A 22,273-nucleotide genomic window follows, 5' to 3' on the forward strand; every position below is an offset into this window, starting at 1 on the left:
CAAATCAAAGCGCGCCATCACAGCCTCCAATCGCTGAAGAAAGTGAATCACAAACCGCTCAAATCTAAAACTATTTTATGGGTATGTGACCTAGACCGGTATTCTCGTGTCCGCCAGACGCGACCTTTTAAAGGGCGTCAAATCCGATATCCCCAAACTAGAGATCACGTTCGCTAAGCATGCAAGTCAGCTAGCCCTGCGATGTGACATTCCGCTCCCAGTACCAGGCAGCGTACATGGCCTTGCGGTCGTGCTTGCGGCTTTTCAGAAAGGCGCGGACGGACCTGACATCCTCCTTTTCGCATGCCACCCAGACAAAAGCCTCGTTGCCGATCGATTCGATCGCTGCCTTTGCGACTTCAGCCAAAGTGCCCCTTGCTTCCGTCGCATAATCCTTGCGGTGCAGCCAGCGGATATCGATCGATCCTGCCGTCGGGAGCGGCTGTTCCTCGCCGGCGTCCTCGACCTCGATGATTGCCTGCATACGGGTGCCGGCCGGCGCTTCGGCGGCGATGCGGGCAATGGCCGGCAGTGCGCTTTCGTCGCCGATCATGAGAATACGGTCCATGGCGGGAAGGCCGCCGCCACCCGGCCCAAGAAGGGCGAATCTATCGCCAGGCCGGCAATCGCGCGCGAAATCCGCGCCCGGCGTCTTAATGCCGGGCAATGGATGCTGAAGGAAATCGATCCACAGTTCTCGGCGTTCTGCGTCGACGGCGCGGATGGTATAGACCCGCACGAGCAGTTCATCCTCGCCCTCGGGCCAGGCGATGCGGCCATCCTCGCGATAGCCGGGCCAGACCGGTTGCCTGCCCTTCGGCGGTACCAGAATGCGGACGTGCATGTCGCCGCCGATGAAGGCTGTCACGTTGGCGCAGGAAACCTTCACCCGGCGCATATGCGGCGTGACGTTTTCCACCGAGGTTACCGTCACCTCATGGATGTCGGGCCGCAGAGCGGCCGATACCGGTTCCGCCCAATTGAGCTCGAAGGGGTCTTCGCCGGCAAAGTAAAACATGTGTTCGGCAATGCTGGTGCGGGTCATCTGAAGTGCGACCTCGGATGGGCAGTTCAGATCGATCACGAGCGCTTTGTTCTCCAAGCGGATACTCGCCGTTCCTAACGGGCTCGTCAGCAGCGCAAGATCGGGGCTTCGCTGTACGTCGGCGTGCTCGACGAAGTGCTCACACATTTCATCGAGCATGTGCATCGCGTCCTTCGGATGCGCTACGCCCGAAAGGGTAAATTGTTGGACTGCGTTCATCCGCGTTGCTCCTTGCGCTGTGGTTCCGTTTCCGGTGCGGTCAGGTGATGCCGTCCGACCGGCAGCATGATCGGTCGGCCGGAAACCGGGTCTGTCATGATCTGGCTTGCGAGCCCGAAGACGTGCCGCACCATGGCCTGCGTCAGCACCTTTTCCGGCGCACCCGTGACTTCGACCCTGCCGTCCCGCATGGCGACCAGAAAATCGGCATAGCGGGCGGCGAGATTGAGATCGTGCAGCACCATGACGACTGTCGTGCCGCGCTCCCGGTTGAGGTCGGTCAGAAGGTCGAGAACCTCGACCTGATGGCTGATATCGAGAAACGTCGTCGGCTCGTCGAGCAGCAGGATGTCGGTCTGCTGCGCCAGCGCCATGGCGATCCAGACACGCTGGCGCTGACCGCCGGAAAGTTCGTCCATGGGCCGCTCCGCCAACTCCGCCGTCTGCGTCGCATCCAAGGCGGCTGCGACCGCCTCGTCGTCCCTCTTTGTCCAGCGGGAGAACAACGTCTGGTGCGGATGTCGGCCGCGGCTGACGAGATCGGCAACCGTAATGCCTTCGGGCGCAATCGGTGATTGCGGTAGCAAGCCAAGCGTGCGGGCAAGCTCCCTCGGTGGCGTATGGTGGATCGACTTGCCGTCGAGCAGGACCTGTCCTCCCTTCGGCGAGAGGAGACGCGACATGGCTCGCAGCAGCGTGGACTTGCCGCAGGCATTGGCGCCGACGATGACCGTAATCCGGCCCGGCGGTACGGCAAGATCGAGACCATGGAGGATTTCGGCATCACCGTAACCTGCCGAGATTCGACTGGCGTTCAGGGTGTGAGGAGTCATAGCGAGCCTCCGCCGCGATTGACGCGTATGATCAGATAAATCAGATAGGGTGCTCCGAGCGCGCCGGTCACGACGCCAACCGGATAGCGGCTTGGCAGCAGGAACTGACCGACATAATCCCCGCCGAGCACCAGGATGGCGCCGATCAGAGCGGAGGGGATCAGCAGCGAGCCGGAGGCCCCGACGATGCAGGCGGCGATCGGCCCGGACAAGAAAGCGACGAAGGCGATCGGACCGGTGACGGCTGTCGCCGAGGCGATGATGCCGACCGCGGCGACGATGACGACCATCCGGGTTGTCGAGATTCGGACGCCGAGTGCTGCGGCCATATCGTCGCCCATGCGCAGTGCGTCGAGATCGCGCGCGCGGCTAAGAAGTAGGCCGCCGAAAGCGATGAGCGCCAGCAAAAGCGGCAGGGCCTGGCTTAACTGCGCGCCATTGACGCTGCCGGTCAACCAGCGCATCGCCTCTTGCAGCGTCCAGGAGGGCGCGGTCGAAAGGATATAGGCAATCACGCTTTCCAGCATGGCGGAAACGCCGATCCCGACAAGGATCAGGCGAGTGCCGGCGACGCCGTTGCGGAAGGACAGACCATAGACCAGCACCGCGACGCCGAGACCGGCAGCCACCGCGAGAACCGAGACCGACGGACCCTTCATTGCTAGGACGACGATGGCAAAGACGGCCGCGGCACTCGCTCCGGACGTAATGCCGATAATGTCAGGGCTCGCCAGCGGGTTGCGCAGCATCGTCTGGAAGGCAACGCCGCCGAGGCCGAAACTCAGGCCGGCCAGCAGGGAGAGCAGGGCGCGCGGCAACCGCAACTGTCCAACCGTGAAACTGGCGCCGGCAATCTTCTCGCCCGTCAAGACGCGGGCCACATCGCCAAGCGGCGTAGAGGATTGCCCGAGCGACAGGGTGAGGACGAAGAGCGCTGCGATGATCGCAAGCAGCACCGCAATAACCAACCTATGCCGTTGTAGGCTGCGTTGGCGACCGGAAGCGATGAGCGCAACTGTGGGAGACGGCATGGTCACAGGTCGCGTACCCTCTGACGCCGGACGATCCAGATAAAGAACGGTGCGCCGATCAGTGCGGTAATGATGCCGACATCGATTTCCGCCGGCCGCGCAACGATGCGGCCTGTAATATCGGCAAGCGTCAGCAGGCAGGCGCCAGCAACCGTCGAAAAGGGCAGTAGCCAACGGTGATCGACGCCGATCAGCAACCGGCACAGATGCGGTACGACAAGTCCGAGAAAGCCAATCGGGCCGCAGCCCGCCGTGGTTGCGCCGCAAAGCAGTATGGCGCCGAGCGAGGCGATGGCACGCGCCAGGGCGACGCGCTCTCCAAGCCCGGCGGCGAGTTCGTCGCCCAGCGCCAAGGAGTTCAGCTTGCGCGCGGACAGGAGGCTGATGGCAAAGCCGACGGCGAGAAACGGCAACACGGGGAGGAGGCGATCGAACGTCGCGCCGCCGACGCCGCCGATCTGCCAGGAGCGGATGCCGCCGGCGATGTCGCCGCGCGGCAGCACCACCGCGATCACCATCGACGAGAAGGCGACCGAGGTCGCGGCGCCCGCGAGCGCCAGCTTCAGCGGCGTTGCCCCGCCGCGTCCCAATGAGCCGACCGTGTAGACGAAGACCGCCGCGCAGCCCGCGCCAAGGATCGCTGTCCAAATATAGCCATCGGCTGAATCCATGCCGAACCAGGCAACGCCAACCACGACCGCAAGCGATGCGCCCATATTGACGCCGAGAATGCCAGGATCGGCAAGTGGATTACGGGTCACGCCCTGCATGATCGCCCCGGCAAGCCCGAGGGCGCCGCCGGCGAGGACCGCAAGCGCGGTACGCGGGATGCGAAGTGCCACGGCCGCCTGTCCAATCGTATCGCTCCTGCCAGTAAGGGCAGCAGTAATATCGACCCATGCCACGTCGCGGGTGCCGACCGTGACGGACAACATGCAAAGCAGGAAGAGCAGCGCCAACAGTCCGAGCAGCCAGAGGCCGCGTCCGCCATTGGAATGAGCGGCGACGCCCGTTCGCGCTCGCGGGGGTTTCAATGCAGCGGCGGTCATTTCGATTGCTTGGCCGACTTCTTCGCGGCTTCGGACAGCAAGGCGATATAATCCTTGAGCACCCAGGAGACCGAAAGCGGCGTCGGGTTGGCGGCATTGCCGATCGGATTGTTGCCAAGCATCACCAGCGAGCCATTGGCGACAGCCGGCATCTTTGACAGAAGTGGATTGGCATCCAGCGCATCGAGCAATTTCTGGCCGCCATAGGTCACCAGAATGTCGACGTCGTCGAAACTGTCGACATGCTCGGCGCTGACGGAGCCGGAAAACTTGCCCGGTTGCGAGGCGGCGACGACGCTTTTCGGCGAGGTCAGCCCAAGATCCGCGAAATACTTCACCCGCGTATCGTTGGTCGTATAGAAGTTGACGATGCTGAGGTCGGTCGCGTTCAGATGGGTGATGAACATGGCCGACTTGCCTTTGAGTTCGGGATGGCCGGCCAGGGCGGCGGCGATGTCGCTCTCGATCTTTTTGATGAGTGCCTCGCCCTCTTCAGCCATGCCCATGCCCTTGCTGTCGAGGCGTATCGTCTCCCGCCAATCGGTCGAATAGGGCGCCTCCGGATAGGCCACCACCGGCGCGATCTGGCTCAACGTTTCGTAGGCGGCGCGGCTCAATCCTGAATAGGCGGCCAGAATGACGTCGGGCTGTGTGGCGGCAACCGCCTCGAAATCAATGCCGTCGCCTTCATCGAACAGGACCGGCGTCTTGGCATGCAGTTCCTTCAGCCGCGCAAGGTTCCACGGCAGGATGCCGTCACCGTCATCATCGCCGAAATTGGCGCGCGCCATGCCGACCGGAACGACACCCAGCGCTAGCGGCACCTCATGATTTGCCCATTCAACGGTTGCGATCCGTACCGGCTTCTTTTCGATGACCGTCGTGCCAAAGGCATGCTTGATGGTGATGGGGTAGGTGGTCGCCTCGGTCGCCCAGGCTTTTCCTGGCAACAGAGCCGAAACGACAATCAATGCTGCTCGAGCAGCAGACAAAAGGGACCGCATCATTGCCCATAACCCGTCCGTTGATAAGTGGACTTTCAGTTTCAGGTTAAAGCGGTGACGTCAACCGTAGGCGTGTCATCAAGGTCACGCCGTCGTGAGATTTCCGTTGGTTTGTACAAAACCATGGAAAGTTACAATACTGGATAATATCACTCAAGTTAGTAGCGATGTCGGGGCATGCCAGACCAGTGCGACGAAAGATCGGAGAGGGGCTCTCGATCATATCGCGATTTTGGTTCGGATGATCTTTTTCGGGATCATGAGATCGCGCCTCCGACGGAAGTCGGACATCGTGACGTTAACTTTTGGAATTTGACAATGGATATCAATTCAACAGGCCGCCGCTCGAACCGAGCTTTCTCCCGCAGCCTGAAGACCGTTCTGTTCGGCTGCACGGCGCTTGTCGCGCTGACGCCGGCAATGCTGTTCGCCCAGGAGGCAGGCTCCGATACGACGCTGGCGCCGATCGTGATCAAAGGCAGCGGCACGTCCAGCGTTCTGAATACGGAAAATGATTCGAAATCGATCGTCGCGACCGAGACGACGGGCGTCGGCAAAATGCCGACGGACATTCTCGTCGCTCCCGCCTCGGTCTCCGTCATCACCTCGAAGGAAATCGAAGAACGTGCCGCCGACAGCGTCGAGAAGGTCGTTCAGTACACGGCGGGTGTCAGCGGCGATTTCTACGGTTCGGACGATCGCTACGACTATTTCGATATCCGCGGCTTCGTCCCCTATACCTATCGCGATGGACTGGCGATCGGCAGGACTTTTGGCGGCGTGCGCGAAGAACCCTATGCCTTCGAACGCATTGAAGTGTTGAAGGGCACGAGTTCGGCCGGTTTTGGTGTCGCCGAACCCGGCGGCTCGGTGAATTACGTCACGAAGCTGCCGAAACGCGAACGCTTCGGCGAAGTCTATGGCACCGGCGGTTCATTCGCGCATAAGGAAGCCGGTTTCGATTTCGGCGATAATATCACCGAAGATGATACGCTCTCCTACCGCCTGACCGGCAAGTTCCAGCGAGCGGATGGGGAATACGACTATTCACGCGACAACGAGAACTTCATCATGGGCGGTCTTACCTGGCGCCCAACGGATGTGACCAGCCTTTCCTTTGTGTTCGACCATCTCGACAAGCGGGGCACTCCGGGCAGCGGTGGCCAACCCTACGGCACCGACTTCCGGCGCAGCAAATTCTTCGGCGAACCGGATTATTATTTCAACGATACCAATCGCAACACCTATAGCCTCTTGTTGGATCATGATTTCGGTGATGGCCTGAGCTTTAGTTCGAAGGCCCGCTACAGCAATTCGAAGCTCGATTTCGGCAGCGTCTATCCGTCCAGTCTGCGCACCGACGGCTCTCATCTGATCGATCGCTACTACTTCGGCAGCGACACCGCTTCCGAACAGTTCGTCATTGACGCTCATTTGATGTATGAGGCGAACTTCGACAACGTCGAAAGCCGCACGCTGGCGGGCATCGATTACAACAATTTCAAGTCGGAGAACTACGGCGTCTATGTTCCGGGCGCTCCACCGATCAATTGGCTGGACCCGGTCTATTCGGGCGCCCCCAGTTCGATCTCGCCGACCTATGGAACGCGCAACGACCAGAAGACGACCGGGCTCTATCTGCAGGAGGATCTGACCTTTGCCGATAGGTTGACGGTCAGCCTCGGTCTTCGCAACGACTGGCTCGACCTCAGCGAAACGGATCTGTTTGCAATCTCGAATCCCACGACCTCAGGAAACCACAGCGAATTTTCCAAGCGCGTCGGCGTGAGTTACAAGTTTACCGAGGAGTGGGCGGCCTTCGCAAGCTATGGCGAGTCCGTCGCGCCGCCGGCGATAGGAGCTGATCCGACCACCGGAAAGCAGTACGAGGTTGGCGTCAAGTATCGCCCGGATGCTTTCCCGGCTTTGTTTACAGCGTCGATTTACGATCTGACGAAGGGCAATATCACCACCTATGACTCGGTCACCTACATACCGCAGACCGTCAAGAAAGTGCGGCATCGCGGCCTCGAACTTGAGGCCAAGGCGGAAGTGACTGATAATATCAACCTGATCGCGGCCTACAGCTATATCGACTCTCGGATCGATGAGCCAGGCGGTGCCAATGATGGCAATCGCCTGATGCATGTTCCCAAGCATATGGCATCCGCCTGGGGAACCTATACGCTGGAGGGCGAGGGTGCCCGCGGCGACATGACCTTCGGTCTCGGAGCCCGGTATGTCGGATCGTACTTTACGGATCTTGCCAACACCACGAAGTCCGAAGGCGCGGTCGTGTTCGACGCCGCCTTTGTCTACAAGATCCAGAAGAACACCACGCTTCAGGTGAATGCCAGCAATCTGTTCGACGAGAAGCATCTCGTTCACCAGAACAACGGCATCATCTTCTACAATCCGGGTCGGACGATCATGGCAACACTGCGCCAGACCTGGTAACGACATAACTCCCGCCGGATAATGTCTTTGGCGGGAGCATTCGACCTAAAGGATTTGCTGCAGTCGCCGCCAGGCGGCAGGTGTATCTCCGGCGATCTGCCTGAACATTCTTGTAAAATGCGCCTGATCGGAAAAGCCAATTTCCGCCGCAACGGCGGCGATGGTCATGTTGCTTTCGACAAGCAGCTTTTTGGCGTGGTCGATGCGTTTGGCGAGCTGCCATTGCAGCGGTGTTTTGCCCGTCGTTTGCTTGAAAACATTGGAAAACCAGCTTTCCGAAAGCCCGACGATGCGCGCCATTTCGGCGACAGTCAGCCGATGATCGCGCAGATCGTCGACACGCGAAACAAGCTTGTTCATCTGCGCCTGGGTGAGCCTGCCTGACGCCTGCCCATCCCGCTCCTTAGGGAAATCGAACAGACCCGCGACGATGCTGCCCACCAGGCTTTCAGCATAGAATTCATGACGCGTGGGGTTCGAAAGCTCCTCCACCAAGAGGCCCGCCAGCGTGTCGACCGGGCCGACATCATGGACCTCGACGGGCAGCCTCATCGCCGCGAGCGCCGCCGAAGAACCCATGGCGGGCGACAGGACGCGCAGCAACCGATCCCTGTGGATATGAAGATTCAAATGGGAAAAACGATGGGCGACGTTACTGCCGGTCCACATGGGCATGCCGGCCGGCACATAGATGGCGCGGGACATCGGCCTGTAACGCTGCGAAAACTGCCCGTCATCATTCGAAACCCGAAATTGCGGCGACATATCGTTGAAAAAGATCATGATGTGCGGATGAGCAGCGAGATAGTAGCCCTTCGCTCCGGACTCGCTTTCAGCCTGCCAAAACGCGCCTAATATCCCGTCGAGTGGGCGCCACCGAACCGGAGCTGTGGGTCGAATGCCCTCGGTACGCCAAATCATGGATTGCGAAAAACTCAATAGTCCGACCTGTTCTCGTACATTGTTGATGGGGCTGAATACCCGTTCAAAAAGTCTTTGATCGCAGTAAGTAACACGATGTTTCAAATGCAATGACAAACATGAGTATTTTTATCGTGTTTGTTGCCGTAAATCAATCGCAGGCAAATTTCGGTGGAGTTGGTATCGGGGCGCTACGGCTTTCGCCCGCCGGCGACTGCCTCGACCGATTTGGAATTTACGACACGGACATAGTCTCGGAGCCCTCCGTACTGCCATCATTTCCACCCGTGATAGCGATCCCGTGTGAAACCCGGTTCACAGCGAATATCTCTATTCTTATGAATAGATTGGACTATCCGTACTGGGATCAGACAATCAGTGGTCTCGCATTGGGCCTGAGAGATCGAGTTTTCTACGCGGTAACTCCACAGTTGAAGGTAATGTCCGCGACGACCTAAACGACGGCGTGTCTTCGAAACTGCACGACTGGCCGTTTCGTTCGAAGCCAAATTCTCAAGCACGAGATGAAGTAAATCAAATATGTCAATGAGACCGGTATTCTTGCAGGTGACATCTTCGGAACGACCCAATCGAGATTGGGGATGTCTTGGTTACTCTACCTGCACCCGCAATACATCGAGAGCGTCATTCCTGACGTGCGGATAGAGATCTCGTCGAACCATCTTCCGAGCGTCGGAATCGCCCGCGGAAGGCCTCCGTTTGGATTGCGGGCAAGCGTTGAGTCCAGGCGTCAATTGGAGAATGTTGCATCCCCTTCGGGCCAGGCATGGACTGCCTACCAGCCATAGCTGAAGGTAGCGCCGATGCCGTTATCTCCATCCTGTACCACGTCGGTTTCTGTATTTCGCCCGTACTGGAAAATGCCATAGGCGTTGTTGTTGCCGTTCTGCCGCAAGGTTGCGGAATGGCCATTGCCGCGCTGCTGGATGAAGCCGAGGTTGCCGCTGCCATTCTGAGCGATGCCAGCAGCGTTACCGCGACCCAACTGCCGGATATCGGCGTTCTTCAGATCGCGGTAGAGCGAATAGACGCGCAGTCCGGTCGAGAAGAGATCCGCATCCTCGGCATTAGCAGGCGCCAGATTGAACGAAATCCGGCCGCCGGCATAGGCTGGCACGGACAAGGCTGCTTGCCCCAGGCTCCCGGCAAGAAGAGTGACGGTAAGGATCTTAAACACGTTGCGGGTCATCCTGATCTCCATTTGCCGGCTGCCTTTGCCGATGATCAACCTTCGCATCTTGCAGCTGAACCCAATCGGAATTGCCCGTTCAGTTGGCGTTCAGTCGTTTCGTCCGGATCGAAAGCAAAAGGCGCCGGAAACCGGCGCCTCTTTGAAGGGAATTGCAGGGTGTGGCGCGATCAGCTGCCGCCGACCTGCTTCGTGCAACTGAAACTCTTATCCCCGATCATGACATCCAATGTCGCCTTGTACTCGGTTCCTTGGGAGTTGAGCGATACCGAGCTGAGGATTGTCGCATGCCCCGCCGTAGCCTCAAAATCGCCACTCTGGTTGATCGTGGAGCTTCCACCGTTTCCCACTTTCTCGACATGGAAGGTGTATGTCCCGGTGGCATGCGTGTCAGCGTGGACGAGCGCATCCAGTCTCACCATACCTGCTCCAGGCGTTGCCTTGATTTCGCAAAGCTGCGCCCCGTCAGATGGGTTGGCAGTCGTCATGGCCGCAATTGCGCCAACGGGAAGCAGGGCCAGTGCGAGAACCGTCATCAGGCGGCGCGGATATTTGACGCTATTTGACATGGGTTGTCTCCCCTAGTGGTCAGCAGTAGCGATCTTGACCTCTTTCACGTCATCACGCCGCTGCTTACGGGCATGCCTGCACGAAGGCTGCGACATTGCCGTTGCCGCCCTGGCTGACATTGGCGCTGCAGCCACGACCGACCTGGACGCCAGCCGCGATGTTGCCATTGCCGTCTTGGGTAAGGATGGTCGTGTGGTTGGAGCCAAACTGGCCGATGCCCGCTACGTTGCGGTCGCCGCTCTGATAGGTGGCGCCGTAGTTGTCATTGCCTTCCTGACCGACAGCTGAGAGGTTATGGCGACCATATTGATGGCCGACGATCCGGTTATAGCCACCGTTCTGGTAGGTTCTGATCCGGTTTCCGTAGCCTTGCTGCGCGCCACCGGCGGAATTCGACCAGCCATATTGTTCGATACGCACATCGTTGGCCATGGCGGGAGCCGCGGCGGTGATGCCGACGAGAGCGACGAGTGCGGTTGCAATGAAAGACGTGCGGATCATGACTATGTCTCCTCAGGCGGATAAGACCGCGGTTGAACGTCTTTCTTTTAGATGTTCCCTTTGGAACGGAAGCTGAAGACACCATTCAGTCAAGGTTCATTCGCAAGGACGGGCGCCTGCTTTCTCGCGATCAAACCGAGTATGATACTCCGTTAATGAAGGGAGCGAGCCGATCCATGACGATTTCAATCTTGGGCATCGATATGGTCAAAGCGGCGATGTCACATGATATATGTAACGACTGTGCGTTGCTCTCAAATTGGGCGCGGGACACTGCTACAGATTTCAGCGTCTCGGAAATGTAAGAGGACGGATCTGTGGTCTGAAGCCCCTCAAGCGCAGGGATGCGTGACTTTCATTGGAGCACCGTCTCTTTAGCGCGACAAGGTTGTAGGTTCGGAATTCAAGTTGGCTTGAGGCGCGTGGCTGCGGGCGATCTACTGGGCGTACTGGCGAGGTGCCTCCAATGGCCTATGTCTTAAATCCTCATTTGCTTGCTTTCTGCTGCATTTTGCCGGCAGGAAACGTCGCCTGGGCATGGCATTGGCGATGGGCTGTCCCATCGCCAATGAGAGTCCGAAATCCGGTAGAAACACTCCTGCCTGACCTTAGGCCATCAGGAACGAGATGACGGCGGCGTTGAAGTCGGCAGTCGAATCGACGTTCGAAATATGGGCAGCACCGGCGATCTCAATATAGCGCGAAGAGGGAACGGCATCGGCCATCCGCCGGCTTCGGGCGGGAGGAGACATGCGATCCTCGGCTCCTGCGATGAAGAGCGTCGGCATGGCCAGCAAAGATAGCCTTTCCCTGACATCGAAGCCGACAATTCCTTCCGCGACACAGGCAATCGAATGTCCATCGCCTGTGGCGGCGATGCCGTGCCAGACCTGGTAGGTCCTCATACCTTCCTCGCTCGCACGGAAGGCCTCATTGACGTTCATGGGCCAGATGCCTTCCAGACGGCGTGCCGGCCCGTCCTCGCTGCGGAACGTCGCGGCCCATCCTTGCGCCATGTCCCTGAAGGCGTCGGTCGCGGTCGTGTCGAAACTGTTGGCGACGACGAGGCGGCGGACGCGGTGCGGCATCGTAAGTGCTGCTTCGAGCGCCACCATTCCGCCAAGTGACAGACCAACAATGTCGACCTCGTCGAGCTTGAGATGATCAAGGAGGGTCTGAACATCAAGGGCGAGGTCCGTAACACTGATCGGATGGCCGATCTTCGCCGATGCTCCGTGACCCGCATGGTCGGGAATGACGACGCGAAACCCTGCCTCGACCAGCGGACCGATCTGCGGCGCCCATGCGCGCCCCGAATTGCTGATGCCATGCAGCAAGACGACCGGGCGGCCCGATCCGAACTCGATGAAATAATTCCGGCGTTCGTCGTTATAATAATAGGCCATGCCTATTTCCTCTCATGGATTGGCGATTATCGGGAAAGCCTGGCGTAGGAAGCGGGCGAAAGGCGCAGGCACATGACCGCAAGCACGATGGTGCCGGCTGCCATGACGATCCAGGCTTGTGAAAGATCGGAAAAGCGATCGCGAAGTATCCCCGCAAGGAGCGGCATCAGGCCTGCAATGATATAGCCGCCGCCCTGTACAAACGCGGCCAGATCACCGGCCAGCGCGGGGTCCTCGATGTGATCGAGCGTGACAATCAGGGATAATGGGAAGAGGGCGCCGATGCCGAGCCCAAGAAGGAGGCTGGCTGGAAGAGCAAGCGATAGTGGTGCCGCAAGCAGGCAGAGCAGCCCTGCCAGCAGAAAGCCGAGGACAGTCAGCAACGGTCCGCGTCGATCGGGAAAATAGCCGATGAATGCCGATACTGCGAGCCCGGCAATCACCTCCGTCAGCGTCAGGCCGCCCAGGAGGAAACCGGCGTCATCAGCGCTCCATCCAAAGCCCGTGTAGTAGGGAGGCAACCAGGCGAGGACCAGCGTGTAGGCGCCGGTTCCTATGCCAAAGAAGACGAGCAATTCCCAGGCGCGTGTATTGCGCCAGAATGCGGGCCGGTGGGACGCGGAAACCGGACCTGTAGCAGGCTCAACACCGGTCAGATCTGTTGTAGACGCAAACCAGAATAGCAGTCCGACCAGCGCCGGCAGAGCCCATACCGCCAGCGTCAGCGGCCAGTCAAGTTCCCGCGCCAGGCCCGCGGCAGAGGCAGCCGCGATCGCCGCCCCGGCCATGATGCCGGTCGTGTAGAGGCCCATGACCCGTCCGGCCTTCGACGCAAATTGCCGCTTGATGAAGGCAGGAAGAAGGACCTGGACCAAGGCGATGCCGATACCGGCGATCAGTGCTGTCGCAATCAAGCCCGCTTTTCCCGTCAGCTCCAGGCGGCCGATGCAGGCGATCATGACGAATGCCATGCCGAGCCCAATGCCACGCCGTTCTCCGAAGTAGTTTCTGAGGCGGCGGCCGAGAAGAGCGCACAATCCCATAACGATGACGGGAAGCGCCGTGAGCAGGCTCGCCTCGGTGTGTGTCAGCCCGGCGGAACTCTCGATCCGGTCAAGCAGCGGGCCAATGGCAGCCAGAGCCGGCCGCAGATTGAGAGCCAACAGGATGCACGCGACAATGTGTATGGTCGATTTTGGGAGCCGACTGACCATAGGAAGCCTTTCTGTCTTGATGTAAAGTATCTTTATATCGAGACAATTTATGCGTTGCGTCGGGTCGACGCAAGAACTATCTTGATGTCAAGATTTTTGATATGGAGACAATTTGACGTGGATGATCGTGCCGGCAGGGCGGCTGCGCAGTGGCGCAAGGAACTTCCCGATATCGATGCTGACGTAATGGCAACCGTCGGCAGGTTGCTCGAAGCGGCACGATTGATCGAACGCGGGCGGCTTACGCCATTTGCGGCACGCTTTGGTCTGCAGAAAGGAGAATTCGATGTCATCGCCTCGCTGCGGCGCGCCGGTCCTCCTTACGAACTCACCCCCACGGATCTTTATGACGCGCTCATGCTTTCTTCCGGAGCAATGACTAGCCGGCTGGACAGGCTGGAACAGGCGGGGTTGATCGAACGCCGCCCGGCGCAAAGCGATCGCCGCAGCGTTCGCGTTCGTTTGACGGAAAAGGGATTGGGTCTGATCGAGGAAATTCTGCCGCTGCATATCGCAAACGAAAAGGAAGCGTTAGGCGCCCTTACTGACGAGGAGCGCTCCGAATTGGATCGGCTCCTCGTGAAGTTGGTCGGCGGATTAGCCGACACCTAAAATCGCCCAGAAGCGCAGGGTGGCAAGTCTGGTTTGCCATGTCAAAGCGCTACAGTTTGATCATGTTGTTTCGGCGAAGCCCGCTGTTTCGTTTTATCTCCGTCTTGGTTTCCCATCCTGGCAAACGCGACGGACGCGGCGGTTGACCGCGAAATTCCGACGCTGGTTCCCGCAGGGGTCTTGCAACATGTCGGTCGCGAAGAGATGAAATCCGATCGCCGAGAGCCTCCGTGGCAAACTGCAACATGATTTAGGTTGCCCATGATGGAGAGCACATCGGTTGCTCGCGTGACTGCCTTATTGCCCGCATGGTTCGCAACCCTGTCCGGTATCCGATTGTAGCGGGACGAAAGTCCAAGCTTGTTGCAAGCTTTCGGCAGGCTCTCTGATTCGCCACTTGCGCCAAGTATTGTGTAGGAATTCGCTTTAGATCTCGCTGTTCGATGCGGTGCTCGTCTATTGTCGGACAGATGAGGCGAGGGATGTCTGGCCTCGCTCCCCTATCGATTTCCGCAGTTCTTACTTCGCGACCTCAGAATTACACTTTTTGATTGAATGTGGTCGGCAGAAGGCCAATCTGCCGCTGTCCTACAGCAATGCGTACGTTTAAATAGTACCGCAGATCAACTGAAGATCTACCAAATGTTGCTGGCTCAATTTTTACGACCGGTCATCTGGAACTACAATTTCTATAAAACACATTATTACATTTATGTAATTTGCATATTTATTGTTGTCTTTAGCGGGCGTATCTGGCCTCCTATCCATAACAGCGCCAAAAGCGACGAGCATGAAGCTCACTATCTGTCATGATCCGGCTCTCACGGGCGGACTTCCCCCACATATACCAGCCTTACATGTGCTTAGCGCATGTCGGCTCGTTGCGGCTTAAGAGCTTCGCTATGTCGTCTTCGTCGTGCTCACCCATGCTCGTTAATGTGTTGCAGAACGTGTCCGAGCTTATGGCATCTGGAAACAGCAATCAGGCCATCAACAACCTGCTCTCGGTGCAGGCACTGATCCGTGAGCAGCCCTTGGCTTGCAACACACTTGCATATCTATTGCTGCATAACGACAGACCAAGGGAAGCAGTTACATGGTTCGACGCTGCTCTTGTTGTCAATCCGGCCGACGCGCAGGCGATTACAGGCCTCGGTATGGCGTCCCAGGCCATTGGCGATCATGTTCGGGCACTGCAATGCTATGAAGCGGCCCTGGTTTGGCGTTGGAATGAAGCCGCGGCCTGGTATCACCATGGCGCCTTGCTCACACAGCTCGGCCGCTTGCGAGAAGCACTTGCGAGCCTCGACAAGGCGATCGAGCTTCAGGAGGACTATGTCAAAGCGTTCACCAAACGCTGTCAGGTCCTGTCCGCACTGGGAGACGTCTCGGGTGCTGCCTTATCTGCAATGCGTTGCTGCCAGCTGTCACCGAATGACGTCTCATCATGGCTGCTTTTCGGTGATCTCTGCCTGAAGCACGATGACGTCCAGCATGCGCTATCGGCCTATGATCGTGGTTTGGAGGTCGCGCCCAACAACTTTCAATGCCTCTATAACAAGGCATTTGCCCTCAAGCAGGTAGGGCAGGCGGCGGCGGCTCTTGAGCATGTTCGGACAGCGCTTGCTGTAGAGCCCCAAAACCGGGATGCGCTTTTGCTTTGCGCGGGCTTGGAGCACGATGCCGGAAACGTTGCATCGGCCCACGAGTACTATCGCCGTGTTGCGGCCATGGGCGTGGCGCGCAGTTACCTAGCCGCCCATCGCCCTCCGCGGTTTCGAGCGATGCTGCTCTTCTCACCACTCTCAGGAAACACGCCCTACGAGGATCTGATCAGTGACGCCTGCTACGATGCTGATGTCGCTCTCGTTTTACCGGATCAGCGTGTGGAACTGCGAGCCGCGGACGCGGACATCATCGTCAATCTCGTTTCCGAGGCCGATCTCAGGCGAGATATCGTTGCGCATGTCGCAGAGATCGTCGCTCCGCTGACAATACCCGTGATCAATCATCCCCTTCAAATCCTTGGCACGGACCGCCAGAGCATCTCACAACGCCTCGCTGCTATTCCAGACACGGTTGTCCCCGCGACCATCCGCGTGGAGGCGACCGCGCTTCATCAGTTTCTGTCGTCCAACAGCCTCCCGACGTTCAACCTTATCGCCCGCCACGCCGGGACGCACGGCGGCGACAAGATGGAGTTGATCTCCGATCTTTCGCAACTGCGTGCCTTTGCCGGTGAGGCTGGCGATCAACCGCTCTATCTGACAGATTTCTTCGACTACAGATCCGCCGATGGCTTCTACCGTAAATATCGTTTCATCTTCGTCGGAGAGGACATTCTTCCCTATCATCTCGCCATTGGCGACGTCTGGAAAGTTCATCACGTATCGACCCGCATGGGCGACGTCGAATGGATGAGGAGAGAGGAACAGTCATTCCTGGAGCAGCCTCAGGACGTTTTGGGGTCCAAGGCCATGGCGGCGTTGGAGGCCATTCGACGCGAGATCGGGCTCGATTATTTCGGGATCGATTGCTCCCTGGATGCCGAGGGCCGTCTCGTCGTATTCGAGGTCAACGCTTCGATGTTGATACATCTTCACAATGCCGGATTTGAGTACAAGACGCCTTATGTCCTGCGTATCAAGCACGCGTTTGAACAGCTTTTGGCCCGGCGAGCGATATCTGTTGATTGCCGCTAGGAACTGACCCGACGTTGGACTGATGGACGCGCCCGCCAGAGGAAGTATCTCTCGTGATCTGCTGTCGCTGTCACGTGGAGAAGCAAGGAGCTTCCACTTCGAAATCAACAACTCGGCTTTGCGGGTCGGCGGCAGCAAGGGATGGGCGTTGCGCCTTGGGAGCGTCGGTTCGATTCCATGCAAGGGCGAGATAGATAGCCGAACTTCCGGCGGCCCTTGACAACTTCGACACTTCAAGCCGGATCGACTTTCAGTAGTATGCATCCTTCCCAAAACGCCTTGGCTATGGTCGCAAGCTTGAGGGCTTGCCATGATCGGTAGTCCCGAACGGTGTCTGGTGAGATCCAGTAATTATTGTGATTTCCTTCCTTGACCCACCCTATCGAGCGAGTGAGGCGCGCCGTTTCCAAAAGATACGCGGTATGAGTTTTGGAAAGTCCGTAACGTTTCGCGAGCGCGCCCAGTGCGATCTTGCCGACCCATATCTGCGTTCCGGCTCCCGTCAGATCGCGAGGAACTCCCAAAGCGAGCTCGTGCAGGATGCTGCTGCCGGAATTCGACCGGGTGAGTTGCGCGATGCTGACCGGCGGCTCGTACCATGTCTCTTGAGCGACGATTTCGCGGGCAAAGAGCGGTTGGGCGTAGCTTAGCAATTCCGGATGCTTTTCCAGGGTCGCCTGACGTTGACCTCCGTCGATCATGTCGAGCGCGCGCAGGTGGATGTCGAAGTAGCGACAGATGAGCTGCTCGGCCATGGTTGTGACCCGAAGCGCTCGCTTGCGCTTGTCCCCAACTGTCAGCGATGCACAGAAGCCATAGCGCTGCATCTCCTTCAAGAACATCGTGACGGTGTTGCGGCTGGCGATCTTTGCTTCTCCCAGCGCTTTGAACAGGGACGCCGGCGTTAGCGGCATTGCCGAGGGCGTGATCTGGTGTTCGAAGTGAATTGCCGTTGCAACGTGGCTTAAAAGCCATCGCTGCTGGTCGGCCACATAGCGACATTCCCGTTGGAGCTCGACATGCGTCGCGAGCAGCAACTGCGCGCAATATGCCAGGCCATCGGGAAATCGATCGATGTTCACGAGCGTAGCGGGGTGACAGGCAGGTGGGCAGGCAATCGTCTGGTGAAGCATGGGGCGTGCTGAAGAGGGGCTAACGGCTGGAAATCATTGAAGAATATTCCGAAAGTCGTCACTTGAAAAGCGCGCCCCGTCTTCGTCAGCACTCGTATGTTCAAAATATGTCGTGGAAAGCCTGAAATCCCTCCCGCATCGGTGGCTGCGACGACCTCATTGCCACGGTTACGCGTGTGCCGTTGTTATCCCCATGCATACGTTCGACGGGATGTGCGCGCGCAGGTGTGCTGACCTGAGACAGCCGTAATCGCGTCTTCCCCGGAACTCGGCCCGATCATGCTTGCCGCTGATTGTTGCGGCAGCTTGAGCAGCTTAAATTGCGACAATCCCCGCATCGAAACGACAGGCATGACAGCTATCGGGCGCTACTTCGAGCAGGTCCAGTTCACGATGCGGCAGCCGCCGTCATTTTCCTCGCAATTCGAAAGAGCGGTGTCCTGCGCTTCGTCGCGTCTGTCGCTCCAACCATAACCGAACCCGCGATGGCTGCCGACGGCAAGCGCAGCGCAGGCATTGTGGAAATAAACGATGACTTGGCAGTCGTCGGCATAGGAGGAACAGCCCGACAAGGCTTCGTCCTCGGCATCGGCTCGTGTGGAATAATTATGGGAAGAGCCGTAGGAGCCGGTGTGCCTCGAATAGGCCAGCGCACCGTATTCTGCTGCGGAAGCGATGCCAGTGCTCACCGCTGCGGTCAGCGCAACGGTCGCCATAGTCAATTTCAAGGATGTCATGTCTGCAGATCCCATGGAATGTGGGGTGCAGCCGTGCCTTTCTCGCTGCACGTTGCACCCTGCTTTCGAGGTGGTGAATGAAGGCAGATCTCGTTGACCCGGCCGCGGCAAGGAAAGGCGTTTAACCTCTGTGCGGTCATGGCCGATTAATTCGAACCGGCCGGACTGCCGGCGAGAGGTCAACGTCACATTAACTCGCGCGGATTTGTATCCTTTTCATTCCTAGAGCCGCTGGAAAGGTCTCAAGTCCAGGACTTCAGCTTGCGCCCGGCCTTGTCGGTAAATGCGCCGACGATGATCATGACGAGATCGATGAGTGTCCAAATGCCCAAGCAACCAAGCGTCAAGAGATGAAGGATGCCGGTGCCGATCTTGCCAACATAAAATCGGTGAAAGCCGAGAACGCCGAATATGAAGCACAGAAGAAACGTTGGCAGGATCTTCTTATCGGATTCAATTGGAGCATCTGCTGTATTTTGCAAAATCTGTTCCTCGTTAAATTTTCGGTACGCAAACGATCACCCCTACAAAGTCTGTAGGGGGCCGCCTGCGGCTGCATTTATTGGTCGAATTGCAGGAAGACGAAGCGTGTCGTCGGCGATGCGGCAAGGCACCTGCGCGCCGACTTGCCCATCCCTCCTTGAGGTCTACTGGACTAGGTCGAAGCTGCTCATGATTTCATCGAACTTCGCCTTGTTGGCCTTGTCGCCGTCCGGTGTGCCCCAATAGCTTATCACGAGAAATTTGCCGTCGGTCGGCAGCGGCAGCAACATAATTTCAAATTCCTGCGGCCCGTCTTCGTTCGAGCCGTTGAAGGTAATGTCGGTTGCCTTCGTTGAACCGAAGTCGACTTGTTTCGACTGCATCGAAGACCCATCGATCTTCATTTCGGCATCCTTCAGGAACACCTTCATCGAAGCTTCGGTCGCCGCCTTGACGTCGTCCGCTGCCAGTACCTCGGCGGCGATGTACGTGCTTCCATCCGGAGATGTGCCTTGTGCGCCGGCATCAATCGCCTGAGGACTCCAGTCGTCCGGAATTGTAACCTTCACCGTTGGCGTATCGTCTGGGATGGAAAAATTCTTGGCCATAGCTGAATTCGACAAAACTATCGCCACTGCCGCTGCGGGAATAATCCACAACTTCATTGTTGTCTCCTGATATTAATGCTGGGGCGGCATTTATACTTACGATTCTTCTCCTGGAACTATTCCCTATGGCTGGGTGTATATTTCGTCAATGAACTATTTTTGGGCATACTTTATAAGTATTAATTGAATGCGTCTGGCGACACAATCACGGATAGTGGAGCTGTTCGTGGGAGATAATTCTTTTTGAATATCATTTCATCATACTTTTAAATATACTCAAGTTTAATAGCTCGATATCTGCATCGGTATTCGCGAATGTTGCCGGATCGATAGATAGGCATACTTGAGTAAATTCATCTCAAGATTGTCAACCTCTGGCGTTCGGGATCGTGGAAACCTTGGGCGTGAGGTGCCGCCGTATCCTGCCCGACCTGGTGCGGCGGAGGCGCTGTCAACTTCAGCCGGGCCGATTATGACTCTTGGCGGAAGCGCGAGCCTGGAGGATTGCCTGACGGCAATCTTGCCGTTGAATTGGATTCATACAGAAGCTACGGTTTCAATTATCGGTAGCAAGCTACCGGAATGCCTGCGGCGGCAAACAATCCGTGACCGGCCGACCGTTTCCTGATCGAAGCGAGGGACCGTGTTCCTTGCCGGTGTGGCAAGCACTCTGACAGCAGTGCCGGATCGATGAGCTACGCCCCGGCCAATCGCTTCGCAGATGGCCACTAAGGCTTGTCGATAACAGCCTCTGTTCCCCGATCGGCTCGGTGGAGTACTGTGGAGCTTTACGATCTTCCACCGTCGGAGCGGCAGAATATCTTCCGCTCTTCTTGTATCTCTTGCGGCTCACTCTGTGAGTTGCCCAATGATATAGAGTTAATGGTTGTAATGAATTTTGGCTTGATTACAGCATAGCGATAATGTGACTAGGTGCGAGGCTATGAAAATCTCGGGGCGCGCTTCCGGATTTATTTTATGTTGGGAATGTGATAGCTGACATATATTAAGGCTGCGAGAGTGAGAATGGTAGAATTCAAATTTAGCGAACCACCTTTGGGAAACGGTGCAGACGACATTTCAGGCGAGTGCCAACGCCAATTGCAGCCTATTGTTAGTGAAATCGTTCAGGCCGCAGCTGCAGCTGGGTGGAATCAGAAAGATGTTCTTCTGGCGATAGTGGATGTTGCTTGGGATCTATATGAAAAGCGTCGGGGCGATATTTAGCAGCCACAGGGGGCGATATCGGCCCTCCACTCCGACGCGAATTAGGATTTAGCCTGGAAACAACCTTCTGTCGAAGTGCGCGGGATGTATTCGCCCGCGTAAAAACCGACGTGCCCCGCCGCCTCATCCTTTCTTTACTATATGCATATCTCCCCTTCCAAACTCCGCGATTTATACTATTTAATCTCGCGCTATAAGCTGACTACAATGTCGAGCTGACAGTGTTGGGAAACTGGGATCTCGAGCGAAGTCGAGGTCCGGTCCGCTTGTTTGCACTTACAGGATTTCGTTCGGGCGGGGCGATGAAGAATGATTTATGCGGGTGAGGTTCGGGAACGGGCCGATCGATATGTATTTGATATAATTCCTGAAAATGCAGGCCCGAGGAAGGCCACCGCGCGCGGGAGCGTTATCAGCTCCGTGCGTAATCCCGGCTCACAGAAATTCCTGGCAAAGGAACACGCCGTAGGGATCGTGTTGGCGCCCTCGCGCAAGTTGAGGGCCTCTCTAGGCAGCGACAGAATCACCGAATATGACGCGCCAGTCGGTTGTGTAGCGGTTAACCCCGCTGGCGTGGACAGCAGCCTTGCGTGGTCGGAAACCAGGAGAAATCTTGTCGTCGCAATTCCCCCCGAAATTCTATCCGAGCTGGCGCTGCAGGAGTTTGATCTTGCCAATGTAGAACTCGAGCCTCCAGCATTTGGCACTGTCGATCTTGCTGCCCTCAGCATCGCGCAGAGGATTTCTGTCGAGTTAACCGGGAAGGCAACTCCAAATGAGCTCTATTTGGATTCATTGGTTACGCTGTTTAGCACACATCTTCTTCGTACTTATGCAAGCACGATGAAGCAGCTTCCGTTGCCCAGGGGAGGGCTCTCCGCGAAAAGCGCTCGACGCGTGGAAGAGTATCTTCGCGAACGCTTCACCGAAAAGGTCCACGTCGCCGAGCTTGCGGCGGTTGCCGGCATTTCGCCCAATCATTTCATCGTGAGGTTCGCCAAGACCTTTGGCATGCCACCACACCGGTATCTGATAAATCTGCGCCTGGATCTTGCGCAAAGATTGCTGTCTGAGGGCGAAATCGCGATTGCGGAAATCGCCTACATGTCGGGGTTTTCGGATCAAAGCCATCTGGCGACCACGATGAAGAGATACCGTGGACGGACGCCGACAGAGCTTCGATATATGCGATAACCGCACGGGCCCGAACGCAAGCCCCGGTCCGTCCCAAGCCAATTCGAATATTCCGCGACCGATGATTTTCCGTGCGCCAGCCAAGAGATGCGTGGCGGGCATGGGCATTTTCTGCTC

At 57.6% G+C, this 22,273-nt stretch carries 20 protein-coding genes; 5 read left to right on the plus strand and 15 right to left on the minus strand.

Translation table 11 applies throughout. The annotated features are described in order from the left end of the window. Positions 1 to 190: 190 nt before the first annotated feature. Genes BJ928_RS35340 through BJ928_RS35360 form a run of 5 tightly spaced genes read right to left on the minus strand, consistent with a single transcriptional unit; the run spans position 191 to position 5,184 of the window. On the minus strand, positions 191 to 1,264 hold the full coding sequence (locus tag BJ928_RS35340) for a DUF2218 domain-containing protein (protein ID WP_047636824.1): 1,074 nt from the start codon (positions 1,262 to 1,264) through the stop codon (positions 191 to 193). Then, the gene (locus BJ928_RS35345; RefSeq protein ID WP_047636822.1) at positions 1,261 to 2,097 is read right to left on the minus strand and encodes an ABC transporter ATP-binding protein; all 837 of its coding nucleotides are present in this window, start codon (positions 2,095 to 2,097) and stop codon (positions 1,261 to 1,263) included. Before BJ928_RS35345 ends, BJ928_RS35340 begins: the two co-directional genes overlap by 4 nt. After that, positions 2,094 to 3,128, minus strand: a complete 1,035-nt coding sequence (locus BJ928_RS35350) for an iron ABC transporter permease (RefSeq protein WP_183079502.1) — start codon at positions 3,126 to 3,128, stop codon at positions 2,094 to 2,096. Before BJ928_RS35350 ends, BJ928_RS35345 begins: the two co-directional genes overlap by 4 nt. A 2-nt stretch (positions 3,129 to 3,130) precedes the next feature. Next, entirely contained in the window at positions 3,131 to 4,177 is a 1,047-nt protein-coding gene (locus tag BJ928_RS35355) for an iron ABC transporter permease (protein ID WP_047636817.1), read from the minus strand. Continuing rightward, the gene (locus BJ928_RS35360) at positions 4,174 to 5,184 is read right to left on the minus strand and encodes an iron-siderophore ABC transporter substrate-binding protein (protein ID WP_120296816.1); all 1,011 of its coding nucleotides are present in this window, start codon (positions 5,182 to 5,184) and stop codon (positions 4,174 to 4,176) included. Before BJ928_RS35360 ends, BJ928_RS35355 begins: the two co-directional genes overlap by 4 nt. Positions 5,185 to 5,499: 315 nt before the next feature. Between BJ928_RS35360 and BJ928_RS35365 the strand changes: the two genes are divergently transcribed. Then, entirely contained in the window at positions 5,500 to 7,638 is a 2,139-nt protein-coding gene (locus BJ928_RS35365; RefSeq protein WP_047636816.1) for a TonB-dependent siderophore receptor, read from the plus strand. Between the two features lie 45 nt (positions 7,639 to 7,683). On the opposite strand, the gene BJ928_RS35370 is transcribed toward BJ928_RS35365, so the two are convergent. The 6 genes from BJ928_RS35370 to BJ928_RS35405 all read right to left on the minus strand — a co-directional run bounded on the left by BJ928_RS35370 (position 7,684) and on the right by BJ928_RS35405 (position 13,409). Beyond that, a complete protein-coding gene (locus BJ928_RS35370; protein WP_120296818.1) occupies positions 7,684 to 8,577 on the minus strand; it encodes an AraC family transcriptional regulator in 894 nt (297 codons plus the stop codon). A 778-nt stretch (positions 8,578 to 9,355) separates the two neighbouring features. After that, positions 9,356 to 9,769, minus strand: a complete 414-nt coding sequence (locus tag BJ928_RS35380) for a curlin (RefSeq protein WP_047636833.1) — start codon at positions 9,767 to 9,769, stop codon at positions 9,356 to 9,358. A gap of 170 nt (positions 9,770 to 9,939) precedes the next feature. Then, a complete protein-coding gene (gene csgH / locus BJ928_RS35385) occupies positions 9,940 to 10,338 on the minus strand; it encodes a curli-like amyloid fiber formation chaperone CsgH (protein WP_047636812.1) in 399 nt (132 codons plus the stop codon). Between the two features lie 64 nt (positions 10,339 to 10,402). Continuing rightward, positions 10,403 to 10,840: a curlin gene (locus tag BJ928_RS35390; protein ID WP_047636811.1), complete on the minus strand. Its 438-nt coding sequence runs from the start codon at positions 10,838 to 10,840 to the stop codon at positions 10,403 to 10,405. 608 nt (positions 10,841 to 11,448) lie between these two features. Further along, a complete protein-coding gene (locus BJ928_RS35400) occupies positions 11,449 to 12,246 on the minus strand; it encodes an alpha/beta fold hydrolase (RefSeq protein ID WP_047636809.1) in 798 nt (265 codons plus the stop codon). Positions 12,247 to 12,272: 26 nt separating this feature from the next. Beyond that, positions 12,273 to 13,409 carry an MFS transporter gene (locus BJ928_RS35405; protein WP_197070158.1) on the minus strand — a complete coding sequence of 379 codons (1,137 nt, stop codon included), beginning with the start codon at positions 13,407 to 13,409 and terminating at the stop codon, positions 12,273 to 12,275. 18 nt (positions 13,410 to 13,427) lie between these two features. On the opposite strand from BJ928_RS35405, the gene BJ928_RS35410 reads away from it, so the two are divergent. Beyond that, the gene (locus BJ928_RS35410) at positions 13,428 to 14,072 is read left to right on the plus strand and encodes a MarR family transcriptional regulator (protein WP_348628283.1); all 645 of its coding nucleotides are present in this window, start codon (positions 13,428 to 13,430) and stop codon (positions 14,070 to 14,072) included. Positions 14,073 to 15,034: 962 nt separating this feature from the next. Beyond that, a complete protein-coding gene (locus BJ928_RS35415; RefSeq protein WP_047636807.1) occupies positions 15,035 to 16,774 on the plus strand; it encodes a tetratricopeptide repeat protein in 1,740 nt (579 codons plus the stop codon). A gap of 233 nt (positions 16,775 to 17,007) precedes the next feature. Here BJ928_RS35415 and BJ928_RS35420 read toward each other — a convergent pair whose 3' ends face one another. The 4 genes from BJ928_RS35420 to BJ928_RS35435 all read right to left on the minus strand — a co-directional run bounded on the left by BJ928_RS35420 (position 17,008) and on the right by BJ928_RS35435 (position 19,792). Next, the gene (locus BJ928_RS35420) at positions 17,008 to 17,907 is read right to left on the minus strand and encodes a hypothetical protein (protein ID WP_052228054.1); all 900 of its coding nucleotides are present in this window, start codon (positions 17,905 to 17,907) and stop codon (positions 17,008 to 17,010) included. Between the two features lie 368 nt (positions 17,908 to 18,275). Continuing rightward, positions 18,276 to 18,644 carry a DUF4189 domain-containing protein gene (locus BJ928_RS35425; protein ID WP_183079504.1) on the minus strand — a complete coding sequence of 123 codons (369 nt, stop codon included), beginning with the start codon at positions 18,642 to 18,644 and terminating at the stop codon, positions 18,276 to 18,278. A gap of 242 nt (positions 18,645 to 18,886) precedes the next feature. Next, positions 18,887 to 19,126 carry a TM2 domain-containing protein gene (locus tag BJ928_RS35430; RefSeq protein WP_082012050.1) on the minus strand — a complete coding sequence of 80 codons (240 nt, stop codon included), beginning with the start codon at positions 19,124 to 19,126 and terminating at the stop codon, positions 18,887 to 18,889. A gap of 165 nt (positions 19,127 to 19,291) precedes the next feature. Further along, positions 19,292 to 19,792, minus strand: coding sequence for a hypothetical protein (locus tag BJ928_RS35435; RefSeq protein WP_147413976.1), 501 nt, complete (start codon positions 19,790 to 19,792; stop codon positions 19,292 to 19,294). Between the two features lie 969 nt (positions 19,793 to 20,761). Between BJ928_RS35435 and BJ928_RS35440 the strand changes: the two genes are divergently transcribed. Next, positions 20,762 to 20,962 (plus strand): hypothetical protein, encoded by a 201-nt coding sequence (locus tag BJ928_RS35440; RefSeq protein WP_047636803.1) that lies wholly within the window; start codon positions 20,762 to 20,764, stop codon positions 20,960 to 20,962. Positions 20,963 to 21,271: 309 nt separating this feature from the next. Beyond that, on the plus strand, positions 21,272 to 22,156 hold the full coding sequence (locus BJ928_RS35445) for an AraC family transcriptional regulator (RefSeq protein WP_047636801.1): 885 nt from the start codon (positions 21,272 to 21,274) through the stop codon (positions 22,154 to 22,156). Positions 22,157 to 22,273: the final 117 nt, after the last annotated feature.

The organism is Rhizobium sp. WW_1 (assembly GCF_003610155.1).
GTDB classification, from domain to species: Bacteria; Pseudomonadota; Alphaproteobacteria; order Rhizobiales; family Rhizobiaceae; genus Rhizobium; species Rhizobium tropici_A.